The organism is Streptomyces prasinopilosus, assembly GCF_001419695.1.
In the GTDB taxonomy this organism is placed as follows: domain Bacteria; phylum Actinomycetota; class Actinomycetes; order Streptomycetales; family Streptomycetaceae; genus Streptomyces; species Streptomyces prasinopilosus.
In genome coordinates, this window is record NZ_LIRG01000456.1 from 1 (window position 1) to 16,248 (window position 16,248).

At 74.8% G+C, this 16,248-nt stretch carries 16 protein-coding genes and 1 pseudogene; 8 read left to right on the forward strand and 9 right to left on the reverse strand.

Annotated elements, in window-relative coordinates:
* Nucleotides 1-230: helix-turn-helix domain-containing protein (locus tag AOK18_RS19205; RefSeq protein ID WP_157865127.1), on the forward strand; the 230-nt coding region annotated here is incomplete at its 5' end.
* Between the two features lie 30 nt (nucleotides 231-260).
* Here the strand turns inward: AOK18_RS19205 and AOK18_RS19210 are convergent.
* Both AOK18_RS19210 and AOK18_RS19215 read right to left on the reverse strand, forming a co-directional pair.
* The gene (locus AOK18_RS19210; protein WP_055574302.1) at nucleotides 261-863 is read right to left on the reverse strand and encodes a ClpP family protease; all 603 of its coding nucleotides are present in this window, start codon (nucleotides 861-863) and stop codon (nucleotides 261-263) included.
* A 2-nt stretch (nucleotides 864-865) separates the two neighbouring features.
* On the reverse strand, nucleotides 866-1,540 hold the full coding sequence (locus AOK18_RS19215) for an ATP-dependent Clp protease proteolytic subunit (RefSeq protein WP_055574303.1): 675 nt from the start codon (nucleotides 1,538-1,540) through the stop codon (nucleotides 866-868).
* 288 nt (nucleotides 1,541-1,828) lie between these two features.
* Here AOK18_RS19215 and AOK18_RS19220 point away from each other — a divergent pair, with 288 nt between their 5' ends.
* Nucleotides 1,829-2,311: a VOC family protein gene (locus tag AOK18_RS19220; RefSeq protein WP_055574304.1), complete on the forward strand. Its 483-nt coding sequence runs from the start codon at nucleotides 1,829-1,831 to the stop codon at nucleotides 2,309-2,311.
* Nucleotides 2,312-2,404: 93 nt separating this feature from the next.
* Here AOK18_RS19220 and AOK18_RS19225 read toward each other — a convergent pair whose 3' ends face one another.
* Nucleotides 2,405-3,358 carry an SGNH/GDSL hydrolase family protein gene (locus AOK18_RS19225; protein ID WP_055574305.1) on the reverse strand — a complete coding sequence of 318 codons (954 nt, stop codon included), beginning with the start codon at nucleotides 3,356-3,358 and terminating at the stop codon, nucleotides 2,405-2,407.
* A 180-nt stretch (nucleotides 3,359-3,538) separates the two neighbouring features.
* Here AOK18_RS19225 and AOK18_RS19230 point away from each other — a divergent pair, with 180 nt between their 5' ends.
* The 4 genes from AOK18_RS19230 (at nucleotide 3,539) to AOK18_RS19245 (ending at nucleotide 6,946) form a co-directional block, all read left to right on the forward strand.
* Entirely contained in the window at nucleotides 3,539-4,342 is an 804-nt protein-coding gene (locus AOK18_RS19230; RefSeq protein ID WP_055574306.1) for a VOC family protein, read from the forward strand.
* 98 nt (nucleotides 4,343-4,440) lie between these two features.
* On the forward strand, nucleotides 4,441-5,151 hold the full coding sequence (locus tag AOK18_RS19235) for a ribonuclease H family protein (protein WP_074994667.1): 711 nt from the start codon (nucleotides 4,441-4,443) through the stop codon (nucleotides 5,149-5,151).
* 151 nt (nucleotides 5,152-5,302) lie between these two features.
* Complete coding sequence (locus AOK18_RS19240) at nucleotides 5,303-6,286, forward strand: aldo/keto reductase (protein ID WP_055574116.1); 984 nt, start codon at nucleotides 5,303-5,305, stop codon at nucleotides 6,284-6,286.
* Between the two features lie 162 nt (nucleotides 6,287-6,448).
* Entirely contained in the window at nucleotides 6,449-6,946 is a 498-nt protein-coding gene (locus AOK18_RS19245; protein ID WP_055574117.1) for a DUF6328 family protein, read from the forward strand.
* A 52-nt stretch (nucleotides 6,947-6,998) separates the two neighbouring features.
* On the opposite strand, the gene AOK18_RS19250 is transcribed toward AOK18_RS19245, so the two are convergent.
* The gene (locus AOK18_RS19250) at nucleotides 6,999-7,424 is read right to left on the reverse strand and encodes an SsgA family sporulation/cell division regulator (protein ID WP_055574118.1); all 426 of its coding nucleotides are present in this window, start codon (nucleotides 7,422-7,424) and stop codon (nucleotides 6,999-7,001) included.
* Nucleotides 7,425-7,624: 200 nt separating this feature from the next.
* On the opposite strand from AOK18_RS19250, the gene AOK18_RS19255 reads away from it, so the two are divergent.
* Entirely contained in the window at nucleotides 7,625-9,112 is a 1,488-nt protein-coding gene (locus AOK18_RS19255; protein ID WP_055571588.1) for a serine hydrolase domain-containing protein, read from the forward strand.
* On the opposite strand, the gene AOK18_RS19260 is transcribed toward AOK18_RS19255, so the two are convergent.
* From AOK18_RS19260 to AOK18_RS19270, 3 genes are all read right to left on the reverse strand, one after another.
* Nucleotides 9,065-10,699: a serine/threonine-protein kinase gene (locus tag AOK18_RS19260; RefSeq protein ID WP_055695168.1), complete on the reverse strand. Its 1,635-nt coding sequence runs from the start codon at nucleotides 10,697-10,699 to the stop codon at nucleotides 9,065-9,067. The two genes, AOK18_RS19255 and AOK18_RS19260, sit on opposite strands and share 48 nt — an antisense overlap.
* A 232-nt stretch (nucleotides 10,700-10,931) precedes the next feature.
* Complete coding sequence (locus tag AOK18_RS19265) at nucleotides 10,932-11,891, reverse strand: threonine/serine dehydratase family protein (RefSeq protein WP_055695171.1); 960 nt, start codon at nucleotides 11,889-11,891, stop codon at nucleotides 10,932-10,934.
* Nucleotides 11,892-12,027: 136 nt separating this feature from the next.
* Nucleotides 12,028-12,705: an AIM24 family protein gene (locus AOK18_RS19270; protein ID WP_055695169.1), complete on the reverse strand. Its 678-nt coding sequence runs from the start codon at nucleotides 12,703-12,705 to the stop codon at nucleotides 12,028-12,030.
* A 229-nt stretch (nucleotides 12,706-12,934) separates the two neighbouring features.
* Here AOK18_RS19270 and AOK18_RS19275 point away from each other — a divergent pair, with 229 nt between their 5' ends.
* Nucleotides 12,935-13,807, forward strand: coding sequence for a universal stress protein (locus AOK18_RS19275; RefSeq protein WP_055571585.1), 873 nt, complete (start codon nucleotides 12,935-12,937; stop codon nucleotides 13,805-13,807).
* A gap of 21 nt (nucleotides 13,808-13,828) precedes the next feature.
* On the opposite strand, the gene AOK18_RS19280 is transcribed toward AOK18_RS19275, so the two are convergent.
* Together AOK18_RS19280 and AOK18_RS19285 are read right to left on the reverse strand one after the other, a co-directional pair.
* Nucleotides 13,829-15,064 (reverse strand): DUF4032 domain-containing protein, encoded by a 1,236-nt coding sequence (locus AOK18_RS19280; protein ID WP_055571584.1) that lies wholly within the window; start codon nucleotides 15,062-15,064, stop codon nucleotides 13,829-13,831.
* Between the two features lie 46 nt (nucleotides 15,065-15,110).
* Nucleotides 15,111-15,877: pseudogene (locus AOK18_RS19285) on the reverse strand (MBL fold metallo-hydrolase).
* Nucleotides 15,878-16,248: the final 371 nt, after the last annotated feature.

Genomic DNA, 16,248 nt, shown 5'->3' on the forward strand with positions numbered 1-16,248 from the left:
ACGTCGCCGACACGGCCCGGATCTCCATGCCCTACCTGTCGGAGGTGGAGCGGGGCCGCAAGGAGGCCTCCTCGGAGGTCCTCGCGGCCGCCGCCCGCGCCCTCGGTCTGAGCCTGGGCGACCTGCTGTCCCGGGCCCAGGGGGAACTCGTCCGCCTCACCGGCCGGGCGGCTCCCGCGGGCCGGAGCACGGCCCGCGCCCCGTACGACGGACTGTGCCTGGCCGCCTGATCCCGGCGCGCCCGTGCCCGGGCCGGCGCCTCACCCGTCCGTGAGGCGCCGGCTCAGCACCTCGTCGGCCAGGCCGTACGCCACGGCCTCCCGCGCGGTGAACACCTTGTCGCGGTCCATGTCCGCCCGCAGGGTCGCCACGTCGTGGTGCGTGTGCCGGGACAGGACCTCCTCCACCTGGGCGCGGATCCGCAGCATCTCCTTGGCCCGGAGCGACAGGTCGGAGACCGTGCCCCGCTGCCCGCCCGCGGCCGGCTGGCCGAGGAGCACGCGCGCGTGCTCCAGCACGAACCGGCGCCCCGGGTCCCCGCCGGCCAGGAGCACCGCCGCGGTGGACGCGGCCTGCCCGACGCAGTACGTCGAGATCGGCGCCCGCACGAACGTCATCGTGTCGTAGACCGCCATGAGCGAGGTGTAGGAGCCGCCCGGGGAGTTGATGTAGACCGCGATCTCGCTCTCCGGGGCCGACGACTCCAGATGGAGGAGCTGTGCGACGACGACGTTGGCGACGCCGTCGTCGATCTCGGTACCGAGGAAGATGATCCGCTCGGACAGCAGCCTGCTGAACACGTCGTAGGACCGCTCGCCCCGCGGGGTGCGCTCGACGACGTTCGGAATCGTGTACGTCCCCATCGTCACAGCCCCGCCCTGCGTCGTGTCGCGGCCGGGCGGACGTCGGCGAGCGACTCCACCACCCGGTCCACCATCCCGTACTCCCTGGCCTCCTCGGCCGTGAACCAGCGGTCGCGGTCGCCGTCCCTGGAGACGGTCTCCACGGACTGACCGGTGTGCTCGGCGGTGATCCGCTCGATCGTCCGCTTGGTGAACTCCAGGTTCTCCGCCTGGATCTCGATGTCGGCGGTGGTGCCGCCGATGCCGGCGGAGGGCTGATGCATCATGATCCGCGCGTGGGGCAGGGCGAACCGCTTGCCCGGCGCGCCCACGCTCAGCAGGAACTGGCCCATGCTGGCCGCGAACCCCATGGCGAGCGTCGAGACGTCGTTGGGGATCAGCCGCATCGTGTCGTAGATCGCCAGGCCCGCGTGCACGGATCCGCCGGGGCTGTTGACGTACAGGCCGATGTCGGTGCGCGGGTCCTCCGCCGACAGGATGAGCAGCTGCGCGCACACCCGGTTGGCGGAGACCTCGTCGACCTGCGTCCCGAGCAGGACGATCCGCTGGGCGAGGAGCTGGGCGGCCAGATGGTCGTCGAACCGGGTCGGAGGGGTGTCGCCCTCCTCGGCCCGGGGCAGCGGGGCCGGTGGCCGGCCGGCGGGGCCGGCGGCGGGTCCGGTGATGAGTAAGGACATCGGCGCTCCCGTGGGTGTCGGTGGGGGCTGTCCGGCCGTGTGCCGGCGCGCCCGTGCCGTTCGTCGGTGCGCGGCCGGTGCGACCGCGCCCCTTCACTCTCGACCGGCCGCGGGGGCCCGCGGGGATTTCTCTGCCCGTGGCAGATTCGCCACGGGCAGAGGCCCCTCCCGGCCCGAACCACCCCCGGGCCCCGGGCGGCCCGGAGGCGGTTCGGCCGCCGGCCGATGAGTTCCGGGGCCCGGACCGGTCGACACCGGTGACCGCGTTCCCCACCCCGGGAGGCATGCATGACCACCGACGGATTCACCACGTGTCTCTGGTTCGACGGCCGGGCCGAGGAGGCCGCGGACTTCTACGTGTCCGTGTTCGAGGACTCCGGCCTCGGCCGCACCCTGCGGTACACCGAGGCCGGACCCGGGCCCGAGGGCTCCGTCCTCACCGTGGACTTCACGGCCAACGGCCAGAGGTTCGTCGCGCTGAACGGCGGACCCGAGTTCAGGTTCACCGAGGCGGTCTCCCTGCAGATCGAGTGCGCCGGCCAGGACGAGGTCGACTTCTACTGGGACAAGCTCGTCGAGGGAGGCGGCGAACACGGGCCCTGCGGCTGGCTCAAGGACCGGTTCGGGCTGTCCTGGCAGGTCGTCCCCGCCCGGCTGACCGAGCTGATCACCGACCCGGACCGCCGGAAGGCGGCCCGCGCCATGAAGGCCATGCTGGCGATGGGCAAGCTCGACATCGCCGCGCTGGAGAGGGCCCACGCGGGCGGGTGACCGACGGCGCGCGGCGGGGCGGGCGGCGGGAACGGCCCCGTCCCGCCGCGCGAGCCCCGCCCCGTCCCGCCGGCGCCGGGACGCCTCGTCCCGTCAGCGCCCGCGGACGTGCTCCCCGATCACCCGGGTGATCTCCCGCGCCATGCGCAGGATGCCGGGCGAGCGGACCGGGCAGGGCTTCGGCGTCGACGTCGTGGGCGCCAGACAGAAGTGCAGGTAGTCGTCGTCCCGGTGCAGGGCCGTCCGGTCGCGGTCCCGCTGGGTGCAGTACTCGGGGTGGGCCCGCTCGTAGGCGTTGCAGGGCAGGTGCTGCGACCAGGTGTAGCGCGCCCCCGCCGGACTCACCGCCCCGCCCGCGTCGGCCAGGAGGCCGCTCGGGGCGGCGGCCAGCTCCTCGTAGAGCGCGTTCACCCGGCGCACCCGGTCGGGAGTGACCGGATCGGGCCCCTGCAGCACCCAGACGACGCGCGGCGGCCGGGCCGCGCCGGCCGCCGCGATCTGCTCGGTGAGGCGCCGCGCGTCGGCCGCGTACCGTTCCAGGTACCGCTCGCGGGCGGCGTCGTAGGTGATCCCGTCCATGCAGGGGGTGTAACCCCAGGAGTTGCCCCAGAACTGCAGCACCACGTAGTCCGGCCGCAGCGAGCGCACCAGCGCCGCCGCCTTGTCCGCCGCCGGGACCAGGGACCGCTCCGCCGAACCCTCCAGGTAGTCGCACAGGGTGGTGCCCGAGTAGGGCGCGCTGGTGTACCGCGCGCGCAGGCTCCCGCGCAGCTCCCGCCCGAGGACCTCCTGGTTCTCCATCGCGAGGGAGTCGCCGAGGTACAGCACGGCGGGCGGCCTCCCGGACCCGGTGCGGGACGGCGAGGCGGTACCGGGGGAGGGGGACCCGGAGGGAGCCGTCCCCGGGGAGGCCGCGATCCGCTGGTGCGTGGTGGCCGACGCCTCGGGGACGGCCGGCGGCCCGGCGGACGGCCCGGACGACGGGTCGCCGCACGCACCGAGCAGCACGGCGGCCAGCGCCGCTCCCGCGACCCACGACTTGCGCATGTACGACTCCCACCCCGCCCGGCCCGGAACGGCCCAGGCAAGCACGGCCCGGTCCGCGGGGAAAGAGCACTTCAGGACAGGCCGTTCACCGTGGTCGGGGCGGTTCGGCGGGCGGGCTCGGGCCGGGGTGATTAGCGTGAGGACAGGGACCGACCAGCCGTCCGGAGAGGGCACGCCGTCATGGCCGCACAGCGCGAGGGGACGCCCTGCTGGGCCGACGCGATGTTCAACGACGTCGAAGGGGCCAAGGATTTCTACGGAGACGTCCTCGGCTGGACCTTCGGCGAGGCGCCCCCGGAGTTCGGCAACTACACCCAGGCCTACGCCGACGGCAGGGCGGTGGCGGCCGTCGTCCCGCCCATGCCCGGCCAGGAGGGCCCCTCGCAGTGGTGCCTCTATCTCGCGGTCCGGGACGCCGCCGCCACCGCCGTCCGCGTCCGGGACAACGGCGGCGAGGTGCTGGTGGAGCCGATGAGGGTCGGCGACTTCGGCACGATGTGCCTGGCCCGCGAACCCGGTGGCACCCTCTTCGGCCTCTGGCAGGCCGGCACCCACGAGGGCTTCGGCGCGACCGGCGTGCCCGGCGCGTACTGCTGGGCGGAGATCTGCACCCGGCAGCCGGAGAAGACCGACGTGTTCTTCCCCGCCGTCTTCTCCTACGGGTCGAGGCAGCTCGAGGACGAGGCGGTCGACTTCCGGCTCTACGAGCTCGGCCGGGAGGCCGTGCTCGGCCGGATGGGGATGACGGAGGACTTCCCGCCCGAGGTGCCGTCGTACATGAACGTCTACTTCGCCGTCGAGAGCTGCGACGAGGCGGCGGCCAGGGCCACCGAGCGGGGCGGCACCCTGCACTTCGGGCCGATCACCACTCCCTTCGGGCGGTTCGCCGCCCTGAGCGACCCGCAGGGCGCGAGCTTCTCGGTGATCGACGTCACGCCTCCGGAGGGCGGGACGCCCGGCGCCGCCGACGCGCCGGACGACTGACCGGGCCTCCCGGCCCGCTCGGACCGCCCCGGGGAGCGGTCCCGCGGGCTCTCCCGGGCAGGCGTACCGCGTGACCGGGCACCCCGCCCGGCCATGGCATGATCGAGCGCATGCGTGAACGTGTTGTGGCCGCGTGCGACGGGGCTTCCAAGGGAAACCCCGGACCCGCCGCCTGGGCCTGGGTGATCGCCGACGCCTCCGAGACCCCGGTCCGCTGGCAGGCGGGCGCACTCGGCAGAGCCACCAACAACGTCGCCGAACTCACCGCGCTGGAGCGGCTGCTGGCGGCGACCGACCCCGACGTGCCGCTCGAGGTCCGGATGGACTCGCAGTACGCGATGAAGGCGGTCACCACCTGGCTGCCCGGCTGGAAGCGCAACGGCTGGCGGACGGCGGCGGGCAAACCGGTCGCCAACCAGGAACTCGTCGTCAGCATCGACGGGCTCCTGCAGGGCCGCTCGGTCGAGTTCCGCTACGTCCCGGCCCACCAGGCCGACGGGGACCGCCTCAACGACTTCGCCGACCGCGCCGCCAGTCAGGCGGCCGTCGCCCAGCAGGACGCGGGCAGCGACGCGGGCTCGCCCGAGCCGCCGCCCTCCCCGGACACCCCGGCCGCCGGTGCCGCCAAGCGCAGGTCCACCGGGACGAAGACGGCGTCCCGTCCGCGCGGCGGCTCCTCGAACCGCACGATCAAGGCGAAGTTCCCGGGCCGCTGCCTCTGCGGCCGGCCCTACGCGGCGGGCGAGTCCATCGCCAGGAACGACAGCGGCTGGGGCCACCCCGCGTGCCGCACCGCCGAGAGCGCCTGAGCACGGCCGGGCCCGGACCCCGCGGACCCGCGGCGCGCGACCGCGTCCCCACCGCGGCCGGAGTCCCGCGCGGGCGCTCCCTCCCCGCGGCGGACCGGTGTCCGGGGCCGCCCCTCCCGCGCCCGGCCGGGACGGATGACAGACTGACGCCATGGACGAGCGCACATTCGACAGGTCGGGCCAGCACGCCTCCGTGATCGGTCTCGGCACCTGGCAACTCGGAGCGGACTGGGGAGACGTCGACGACAAGCAGGCCCTCGCGGTCCTGGAGGCCGCCGCCGAGTCCGGGGTCACCTTCTTCGACACCGCCGACGTGTACGGCGACGGACGCAGCGAGCAGACCATCGCGTCGTTCCTGAGCGGACGGCCCGATCTGCACGTACTGGTCGCCACCAAGATGGGCCGCCGGGTCGAACAGATCCCGGAGAACTACGTGCTGGACAACTTCCGCGCGTGGAACGACCGCTCGCGCCGCAACCTCGGCGTCGACCGCGTCGACCTGGTGCAGCTGCACTGCCCGCCGACCTCCGTGTACTCCACCGACGAGGTCTTCGACGCCCTCGACACCCTGGTCGCCGAGGAGCGGGTCGCCGCCTACGGGGTCAGCGTGGAGACCTGCGCGGAGGCCCTGGCCGCGATCGCCCGGCCGAACGTGGCGAGCGTGCAGATCATCCTCAACCCGTTCCGCATGAAGCCGCTGCGCGAGGTGCTCCCGGCGGCCCGCGCGGCGGGCGTCGGCGTCATCGCCCGCGTCCCGCTCGCCTCGGGCCTGCTGTCCGGCAGGTACACCAAGGACACCGTCTTCCCCGAGAACGACCACCGCACCTTCAACCGGCACGGCGAGTCCTTCGACCAGGGCGAGACCTTCTCCGGCGTCGACTACGCGACCGGCGTCGAAGCCGCGGCGGAGTTCGCCGCGCTCGCCCCCGAGGGATACACCCCGGCCCAGCTGGCCCTGCGCTGGATCGTCCGCCAGCCCGGCGTCACCACCGTCATCCCCGGTGCCCGCTCGCCCGAACAGGCCCGTGCCAACGCGCACGCCGCCCGGCTCCCGGAGCTGTCCGAGCGGACACTCACCGCGATCGACGACCTGTACGAGCGGCGGATCAAGGACCAGGTGGAGGGCCGCTGGTGACGCGCCGGGCGGCGGCCCGGCGGTGAAGGACCGGGGCGGGCGCCCGCCGGTGAGGCATCCGGCGGGCGCCCGCCCGAGCGCGGCCGTGGGGCGGCGGGCGCCCCGGACGGCGGGCACTCTGGGGAGACGGGCCGAGGCCGCCCTTCATCCAGGAGGCGCACCGTGTCGCACACGCAGCAGGACAGGAGCGGGCGCAGGGGCCGCGACGAAACCGCGGAGGAGCGGGCGGACCGGATGTGGCAGGAGCTCATCCAGGAGGTCCGCGTCGCCCAGACGGGCGTCCAGATCCTCTTCGGCTTCCTGCTGACCGTCGTGTTCACGCCCAAGTACGAGGAGCTGTCCGACATCGACCGGACGATCTACATCATCACGGTCGTCCTCGGCGCCTGCGCCACCGGAGCACTGATCGGCCCCGTCTCGCTGCACCGGCTGGTGGCCGGGCGGAGCGTCAAACCGCAGGCCGTCCGGTGGGCCTCCCGGCTGACCCTGTTCGGCCTCGTCCTGCTGCTCGCCACCACCTGCGTCGCACTGCTGCTGATCCTGCGGGTCGCCACCCGCGACGGCTTCGTCCCGTACCTGGTCACCGGAGTGGTGGCCTGGTACCTGCTGTGCTGGTTCGTGCTCCCGATGTGGATCCGGCACCGGCACACGATCCCGTGAGGCACGCAGTCACGGGTCCACCGGGCCGGGGGAGGGCCCGGGGGGCCGCGGCTCAGCGGCCCGTGAGGACCTCCGTGAGGAAGTCGTCGAGGCGGGTCTCCTCACGGCCGGGCGGGACCGAGCGGAAGGTGAGGCCCAGGAAGTCCCCGACGGCCTCGGCCCAGGCGAACACCACCGCGTGGTGCCGGCCGCCGTCGGCGTGGTGCTCGCCGAGGAACTCCATGCGCAGCTCGCGCCCCACCCCTCTGGACTCCGGGCGCAGCCGCACGTCACCGATCCCGACCGGGCGGGTGAGACCGTCGGCGAGCATCTCGCGGTCGAGCTGCCAGCGCGCCAGGACCCGGCCGTCGTGGCTGAAGACCAGCGTGACCGCGAACGGGTCGGCGGGGTCGTAGCTCAGGTGGGCGAGCACGGGAAAACGGTCCGTGACGCCCGCCCGGAGCTCCACCACCAAAGTCTTGTGCAGCGACGAGTTCACGAAAGGCCTCCTGCTTCTACGGCGTAGGGCCCTCTCCTACCCCGAAGGAGCGAAGAATGCTCAGCCGATCGGACGATTGATCCGTCCCACGCCGTCCCACGTCGTCCCACCCCGTCCCACTCCGTCCTGCCCCGTGCCGGTCCGCCGGCCGCCCGGACTCGAAGNNCTTCGAGTCCGGGCGGCCGGGCATGATCCCTCCCATGACTGCTCACCCCCTGCCCACCGGCGCCCCCGCCGCACTGGGCGTCGACGCCTTTGGTGTCCACGCCTTCCTCGACGCCCTCGACGACGCCCCGGACATCGAGCCGCACAGCCTGATGATCCTGCGCCACGGCCGGCAGGCCGCCGCCGGCTGGTGGGCTCCGTACACCTCCGGACGGCCGCACCTGCTGTACTCGCTCAGCAAGAGCTTCACGGCCACCGCCGCCGCCCTCGCCGAGGCCGAGGGGCTGATCGACTTCGACGCCCCGGTCGTCTCGTACTTCCCCGAGTTCGAGGCGGACATCACCGACCCGCGCAGCCGGGCGATGCTGGTCCGGCACGTGGCGTCGATGGCGAGCGGCCACGAGACCGAGACCGTGGACGCGGCCTACGCGACCGACCCCGCCGAGCCGGTCCGCGGGTTCCTGCTGCAACCGCCCGACCGCGACCCCGGCACGGTCTTCGCCTACAACCAGCCCTGCACGTACACGCTCGCCGCGATCGTGCAGCGGCGGACGGGACAGTCGCTCACCGACTGGCTGCGGCCCCGCCTGCTGGATCCGCTCGGCATCGGCGAGGCGCTGTGGCAGCGCGACCGCACCGGTCGTGAGCTCGGCTTCAGCGGACTGCACGCCACCACCGACGCCATCGCCCGGCTGGGACTGCTGTACGCCGACGACGGGATGTGGGAGGGCAAGCGCCTGCTGCCGGAGGGATGGGTCGCCAGGGCCTCGCGCGCGCACATACCGACCGCCGGGGCGATGGGGAGGAGCGGCCGGCAGGACTGGGACCTGGGCTACGGCTTCCAGTTCTGGACGTCCCGGCACGGATTCCGGGGCGACGGGGCGTACGGACAGTTCTGCCTCGTCCTGCCCGAACACGGCGCGGTGATCGCCACGACGGCGGCCACCGAGCAGATGCAGCGCTACCTGGACCTGGTCTGGCAGCACCTCGTACCGGCTTTCCGGCCCGGCCCGCTCACCGGGCGGGACGCCGAGGACCGGGCCCTCGGCGAGCGTCTCGCCCGCCTGGCCCTGCCGCCGGCCGCGGGCGGACCGGTACCGCCGGAGCGGGCGCGGCACCGGTCCGCCGCACGCTTCACCCCGCACGGCGGGCACTGCGCGGAGCAGCGGACGCTCACCGCCGTCGAGGTGACGGCGGACGCCGGCGGACGCCGGACGCTGAGCCTCGTGGAGGACGGCCACCGCCTCGACCTGCCGCTCGGCGACGAGGGGTGGACGGTCTCGGAGCGGCCCTGCCCGGCCGCGGTGAGCGGCGGCTGGACCGACGACGCCACCTTCGCCGCGGACGTGGTGTTCCTGGAGACCCCGCACCGCCTCGGGGTCACCTGCTCCCTCACGGACGGGACCTTCACGGCACACTGGCACACCCGTCCGCTGAGCCCGGGCCCCCTGCACCGGCTGCGCGCACCGCGCGGCTCAGTCCCGGCCCGAGGACGGCCGGAACGTCCGCAGGAACGTCCGTAGCGCCTCCCGGTTCGCGGGCTCCGTCCAGTCGGCGGCCGGGGTCGTCCAGCGCAGCGAGAAGCCGCGCCCACCGCCCAGCAGGAACCCGCGGCCGAAGGTGCGCACCCGGGCGCCGTCGTCCGCCGAGAGCCACTCCATGTCGGCGGCCTCGCGCCCCTGGTACGTGGTCGCGCGGATCGCGCCGATCCGCGCGTATCCGGTGGTCCGTTCCAGGGGCGGTTCCACGTCGTCCCGCCACACGGCGACCGGGTCGTCCCCCACCCGTTCGCTGTAGGTGACCGCGAGGGTGCGGGTGCCGTCCTGCGGGCCGAAGGTGACGCGGTAGGCCAGGCCGGAGACGCGGGAGGTGTCGAGGCGTTCGAAGTCCTCGGGGAGCGCGACGGAGAAGCCCTCCGGCGCCCGCAGCAGCCCGTAGCCGGGCGGCAGGTCCCCCGACCCCGACGGAGCGGGGGCGGACGGGACCGGCGCCGGCCCGCCCCGGCCGTTGCGGTCATCCGGACCGCCGGACGTCCCTGACGACTGTGGCACGTCCGGGGGAGCGGCCGGAACCGCGGCGGAGGCGGGGGGCGCGCCCGGCGCGCCGGCGGCCCCGGAGTCCCCGGGCGGCTCCCGGACGACCGCGACGAGCACGGCGACCGCGACGGCGGCCACGGCCAGCCCGGTGCCGAGGACCGCCGGCCGTCCGCTCCCGGCACGGCCGAGGCCTTCGAGGAGGGCGGGGTACGCGCGGCGCGGCGGAAGACGGCCCGGCACGGCTCCGGGGACCGTGCCGGAGTCCTCCTCCGCGAGCACCCGGCCGAGCGCCTCGCGGACCTCCTGCCCGGTCGGCCGTTCCGTCGCGTCCTTGCACAGCAGCCCCTGGACGACCGGGGTGAGCGGTCCCGCCCGCAGGGGCGCGCGCAACGGCAACCGGTCCACCCCCTTCAGCGTGGCCTCCACCCGCCCCCGGTCGCGGAAGGGCGGGCGCCCCTCGACCATCGTGTGGAGGAGCGCGCCCAGCGCCCACAGGTCCGCCGCGGGCCCGGCGCCCTCGCCACGGGCCTGCTCCGGCGCCGCGTAGGACGGCGCCGTGAGCCGGAGGGCCGGGCCGGTGCCCGCCAGGCCGAAGCCGGCGACCACGACCGGGCCGGTCTCCCGCACGAACACCTGGCCGGGGCCGAGTTCGCCGTGGATCACGCCCGCGCCGTGCGCGGCGTCCAGTACGTCGAGCAGCTCCAGCCCGATGCGCGCGGCCCGGGCGAAGGTGAACGGGCCCCGCTCGGAGAGGAGTTCACCGAGAGGAGTGCCGTCGATCCAGGTGGCGGCGGTCCACAGGAAGCCGTCCTCGTGGACGGAGTCGACGACCGCCGCGATCCGGCCGGGGCACCGCCGCGCCATCACCCCGGTCGTCCGCAGGACGTGGGAGGGGGCGTGACGCACGGCCCCGCCCGGCCCCCCGGGCAGCGCGACCTGGGTGACGAGGCAGGGGCGGTCCGTCCCGAGGTCGTCGGCGTACCAGCAGACGTGGTTGGTCTCGCGGTGGATGATCTCGACCAGCCGGTACCGCCCGGCGACCGGCCGGTGTGTGGAGACGTGTGCCCTGCCCATGGCCCTCCCTCGTCGAAGCCGCTGCTGTCCGCCGCACCCAGTGGATACGCGGGGCCGCACGGCCTTCGTTCAAGCGGCGGCGCCCGAATCCCGGCTCCGGCGCATTCCTGTCCTTCGGTCAGACCCGGGACCGGCTCCCGGGACCGGTTCCGCACCGGGGGAGGGCGACGGACAGGACGTCATGACGGGGCGTCAGGACGGGACGTCACGGGCGGGGGCCCGGCAGGGAGGCTCAGCGCAGCCCGAAGCGGGAGGCCCAGGCGGCCACGTCACCGGTGGCCGCGTTGCCCCCGCACACCACCAGCCCGATCCCGGCCCCCTCGCCGACCCGCTCCAGCACCCGTCGCGCGGCGGGCAGCAGGCAGCCCGCGGCCGGCTCGGCCCACACCTTGGCATGGTCCGCCAGGTCGAGCGAACCCTGCACGGCCTCCCGGTCGGACACCACCAGCACCTCGGCGACCAGCTCCGACACGTGCTCGTACGTCAGCCGCGACACCGCCGGGGCGCTGAGCGTGGAGACGATCGAGGACAGCCCGACCGGCACCGGCCCGCCCGCCGCGAGGGCCTCGGACATCGCCCGGGCGCCCTCCGTCTCCACCCCCCAGACCCGGATCCCGGGCCGCCGGGCCCGCAGCGCCGCCGCCACACCGGAGATCAGCCCGCCGCCCCCGATGCTCACCAGGACGTCGGTCAGGTCACCGGCGTCGTCGGCGAACTCCAGCCCCACGGTGCCCTGTCCGGCGATCACCACCGGGTCGTCGAAGGGGTGGACGAGGGTCAGTCCCTCCTGCCGGAGCCGTGCCGTCAGCGCGAACGCGCCGTCCATGTCGTCGGCCAGCCGCACCGACGCACCGGCGGTCTCCGCGATCTCCACCGACCGGGCGGGCGCCGACCTCGGCATCACCACCGTGGCCTTGACGTCGAGGGCGGCAGCCATGACCGCGACGGCGATCCCGTGGTTGCCGCCGCTCACCGCCACGACCCCGGCGGCCCGCTCCGCCCCGCTCAGCGACAGCAGCTTCGCCACCGCGCCGCGTACCTTGAACGAGCCGGTGCGCTGCAGCAGTTCCAGCTTCGCCGTGACCGGGGCGCCCAGCAGCGCCGACAGCCCGGGGCTCGGCACCGTCGGCGTCCGCACCACGTGCCCGGCGATCCGCCCGGCCGCGGCCTCGATCTCCGCCATCCCGATCACCACGATCACCCTTCCCGGCACGGGGGACGTGATCCGTGCCGGGACGAACCCTGACCCGGCCGGGCCGCCGGGGTCAACACGGTGCGCCCCGGGCGCGGCCGCGCCCGGGGCCGGAGCGGGTAGTCGGGCGCGGACCTCAGTGCTGCTGTGCCTTCGCCGGCTGGGCCTCGCTGGGCCGCACGACGACGTACCCCTCGCCCCGCAGCACCAGTTGCACCGCCTCGCCCGAACCTCCGCGCAGCATCGAACCGAGCGACTGCGAGCGGTGCAGGGAGGTCGACAGCCCCGCCGTCCAGCCGACGACCGCGTCCGTGTCGACGTGGACCGGGGACTGCGGGGACACCGGGAGGACCAGCGGCTCGCCCTCGCACACCAGGCCCAGGAGGCCGTGCCCCGTGAAGACGCTGTTGAACAGGCCGCCACCGGTGATGCCGGCGCCCTTCACGGTCGCGATGCGGTACGACAGCGTGGCGTCGAAGCACAGGACGTTGCGGCCGTTGACGGTGAACTCGTCGCCGGCCTCGACCTGGACGACGAAGCAGTTCTGCGCCTCGTGCGCGAACCAGGCCTCGCCCTGCCCCCGGACCGCCATCAACGGCAGCCCCTCGCCGGTCACCGCGCGCTTGAGCATGCCGCCCACGCCCTGGCCCTTGCGCTCGAACTGGAGTCCGCCGCGGTAGGCGATCATCGCACCCTGCCGGGCGTGCATCTCGCCGTCGACCACGTAGCGGATGCATTTGGTGTTCTCGACCGTCATGCCCGGGGCCGAGGCGGGCTGCACCATGTGCCGGCTGGAAAAAAGATCACCCTTCATGAGGGCATCCTCGCCCGGAGGAACCGCTTCCGCCAAGGGCCCCCGGGACCCGGCGCCGGGGAGCCGGGTCCCGTACGCGCCGGCGCCCGCGAGGCCGGGGCCCGGCCCGCCGGCGTCCCGGCGCCGCCGGACCGCTCGTGCCCACCCCCACCTGCTCCCGGGGCGGGGCCGTGCAGGAAGGTTGGGGAAGACTGGATGTGCCCAGTGGACACGACACAGGAGGAACCGCATGACGCGCCCGATCACGGCAGGGGTCGACGGAACCGGGGAGAGCCTCGCCGGACTGGCCTGGGCGGCGAGGGAAGCGGTCCGGCGGGGACGGCCGCTGCGGGTGGTGCACGCCTGGCGCTTCCAGACGCACGAGGCGGTCGACGCCGGGGACGCCGCCACCCAGGAGCGGTGGGTGCGCGACGCGGTGGCCGAGTCGGTCCGCCGGGTCACCGAACGGCACCCCGCCCTCGAGGTGACCACCGACGTCCTGGAGGGGGAGGCCGTCGGAGCCCTGACCGGCGCCGCCGCGAACGCCGAGATGCTGGTGCTCGGCTCCCGCGGGCACGGGCGGATCATGGGCTTCCTGGTCGGCTCGGTCGGCCAGCAGGTGATCGTCGAGGCCCGGCGGCCCGTGGTGTTCGTACGGGCCGGGGACACCCCGTCCGGCGAGGTCGCCGGACGGGAGATCGTCGTCGGCCAGCAGGGCGAACCGGAGGACAGCGCCGCCGCGCTGGAATTCGCCTTCGCCGCCGCCGCCGCGCGGGGGGCCACCCTGCGCGCCGTACGCGCCTGGGCCCTGCCGCCGATGTTCGCCTACAGCCCCGACACGCTGCGCCTCATGGACGAGGCCGGCGGACTGGAGCCGTACGAGCAGAAGTCCCTGTCGGACGCCCTCGCCCCGCTGCGCGAGCGCTACCCGCAGGTGCGCGTCGTCGAACAGGTGGAGATGGGCAGCGCCGGGCAGGTGCTGCTGTCGGTGTCCGGCACGGCCCAGTTGCTGGTCGTCGGCCGCCGCGCGCGCCGCAGTGCCGTCGGGGCCCGGATCGGCTCGGTCGCCCACGGCGTCCTGCACCACGCGGACTGCCCGGTGGCGGTGGTGCCGCACGACTGAGCCGGCCGGGCCCGGGCCGGCTCAGTCGGTCGTGGGCCGCAGCGTCTCCCGGGCCCCGGGCAGGACGTTCCTGATGTAGTCCTCGACCGCCGTGTCGAGACCGATGTCGTGCTGGGCCCGCTCGGACAGGTACCAGCGGTGCTCGAGGAGTTCGTGGTAGATCTCCGCCTGGTCCATCGCGCCGCGCAGTCCGGGCGGCACGGCACGCACGGTCGGGCGGAACACCTCCCGCACCCAGCGGTGGGCGAGGACCTCCGGGCGGGCGCCGGGCAGGGCGCCGTGGGGGGCGTGGTCCTCCTGGGTGGCCATCCAGCTCTCCAGGTCGTTCAGCAGCCGCCTGGCCTGGTTCTCCTCGGCGTCCAGCCCGGTCAGGCGCAGCAGCTGGCGCTGGTGGTGCCCGGCGTCGACGACCTTCGGCACGAAGGTGACCGCGTCCCCGGTGGAGGCGTGCTCGATCTGCATCTCGGCCACGTCGAAGCCCAGGTCGTTCAGCCTGCGGATCCGGCGCTCGATGTAGTGGTACTTGCCCGCCGGATAGACGGAGGTGCGGGTCAGCTCCCGCCAGAGGCCCTCGTAGCGGGCGCAGATCTCGGTGCCGAACTCGATGGGGTCCACGGACGGGTGCAGCGCCCCGGAGGCCTCCAGGTCGAGCAGCTCGCCGCTGATGTTCACGCGGGCGAGGTCCAGGTCGTACGCGCGCTGACCGGGGCTCAGCTCCGGGTGCAGCTCACCGGTCTCGGCGTCCACCAGATAGGCGGCGTAGGCACCCGCGTCCCGCCGGAACAGGGTGTTGGACAGGGAGCAGTCGCCCCAGGCGAACCCGGCGAGGTGCAGCCGCACCAGGAGCACGGCGAGCGCGTCCATCAGCCGGTGCATGGTCGCCGGGCGCAGCGTGGTCTCGAACATCGACCGGTACGGCATCGATCCGCCGAGGTGCCGGGTGACCAGCACGCTCTCCAACGGCTCCCCGCCGGTGCCCGCGCGGCCGGTGACCACGGCGAGCGGGTCCACCGCGGGGATGCCGATCCGGTCCAGGTCGCGCAGCAGCTCGTACTCGCGCAGGGCGGGCCGCCGGGCGAGTTCCTTGACGGCGATCACCTCGTCGCCGGCGCGGGCGTAGCGCACCACGTGCCGGGAGATGCCGCGCGGCAGCGGCACCAGGTGCCGTTCGGGCCACTCCTGGAGCGGCAGGTGCCAGGGCAGCTCCAGCAGGAGCGCGGGATGCTCCGGGTTGGTCGCGCTGATCTGCAGGGCCATGGCTCGGGTGTCCTCGTCTCGCGGGCGGCCGTCTTCGGAGTGATGATCACACCGACAGTCGTCCGTTCACCCTAGTGCGCGCGCGGGCCGGCTCCGCCGCACCCTTCAGGGATCCCCGGTGCGCGGGGCCGTGCCCGGGCAGCACCGGGTCGCCCTCCAGCCCGGCCGGGACGTCCGGCGATCCGACGGCGGCCGCCCGTTCGTGGTGGAACATGCGGGGCAACAGGTGCGGTCCGTCGGGCCGGGACACCGGGTGGGCGCTCACCGGGGCGTCGCCGGACACCACCGCTCCGAGGTGCGGGAGGCGGAAGACGCGGTGCCCGTCGGTGCGGCCGGGCGTGTGCACGGGCACCGGCCGGCCGGGCAGGTCCTGCGGGCCGGACCGCGGGAACGGCCCGGGCGCGGCGACCGGCACGTGCGCCGTGCCGCCGGAGCGCAGCACGTGCAGGGCCCAGGGCAGCACCCCCGGCCGCCGGATGTCGCGCAGGGCCTGCCCGGCGGTCACCTGCCGGAGGAAGTCCCGGCGGGCGCGGGGGACTTCGGCCTCGTGCGCGTACACGGGCGTGCCGTACGTGGCCCGCGGGTACTCGGCGGAACCCAGGTGGTCCGGGTGGGCGTGGGTGAGGAGGACGGCCGCGACCGGTTCGGGTGAACCGCCCGCCTCCGCCAGGGAGACGAGGAGCTGTTCGCGGTCGCCGGGGTGTCCGGTGTCGATCAGGGTGAGCGCGTCCCCTCCCCGAGGACCACCCAGTCGGTGTGGGAGCCGTGCACCAGGCGGGTGCCGTCGGCCATCTGCCGTACCCCTGCGCGCATGACCGCCCCGGGTCCGCCGTTCCCGCCGGAGCGCCGGGAAAGCAGACCGGGACGTCGTCCCGGGACGGTTCCGTGCGTGGCGCAGCCGGTGCGGGTGCGGGCCGGGGACGCGGTGCGCATCCCGGACGGGAGGCGCGTCCCCCGGATCCCGCGCGTCCCGCGCCCGTGGCCGCCGAGCGGGACCGCCGGCGGGGAAACCACGGTCCCGGCCTGCCGGCGAGACCTTCCTCCACGCCCGGCCGGGAGCCGACGGCGGCGGGCGGGGCCGGTGCGTCGGGTGTCTCGGCCAGGACCGGGAAGTTCCCGTCGCCGGGGGCTGTGGATGCACCGGTGTATCGGATACGTTCGTGTATCGAACGGAGGTGGGGGCG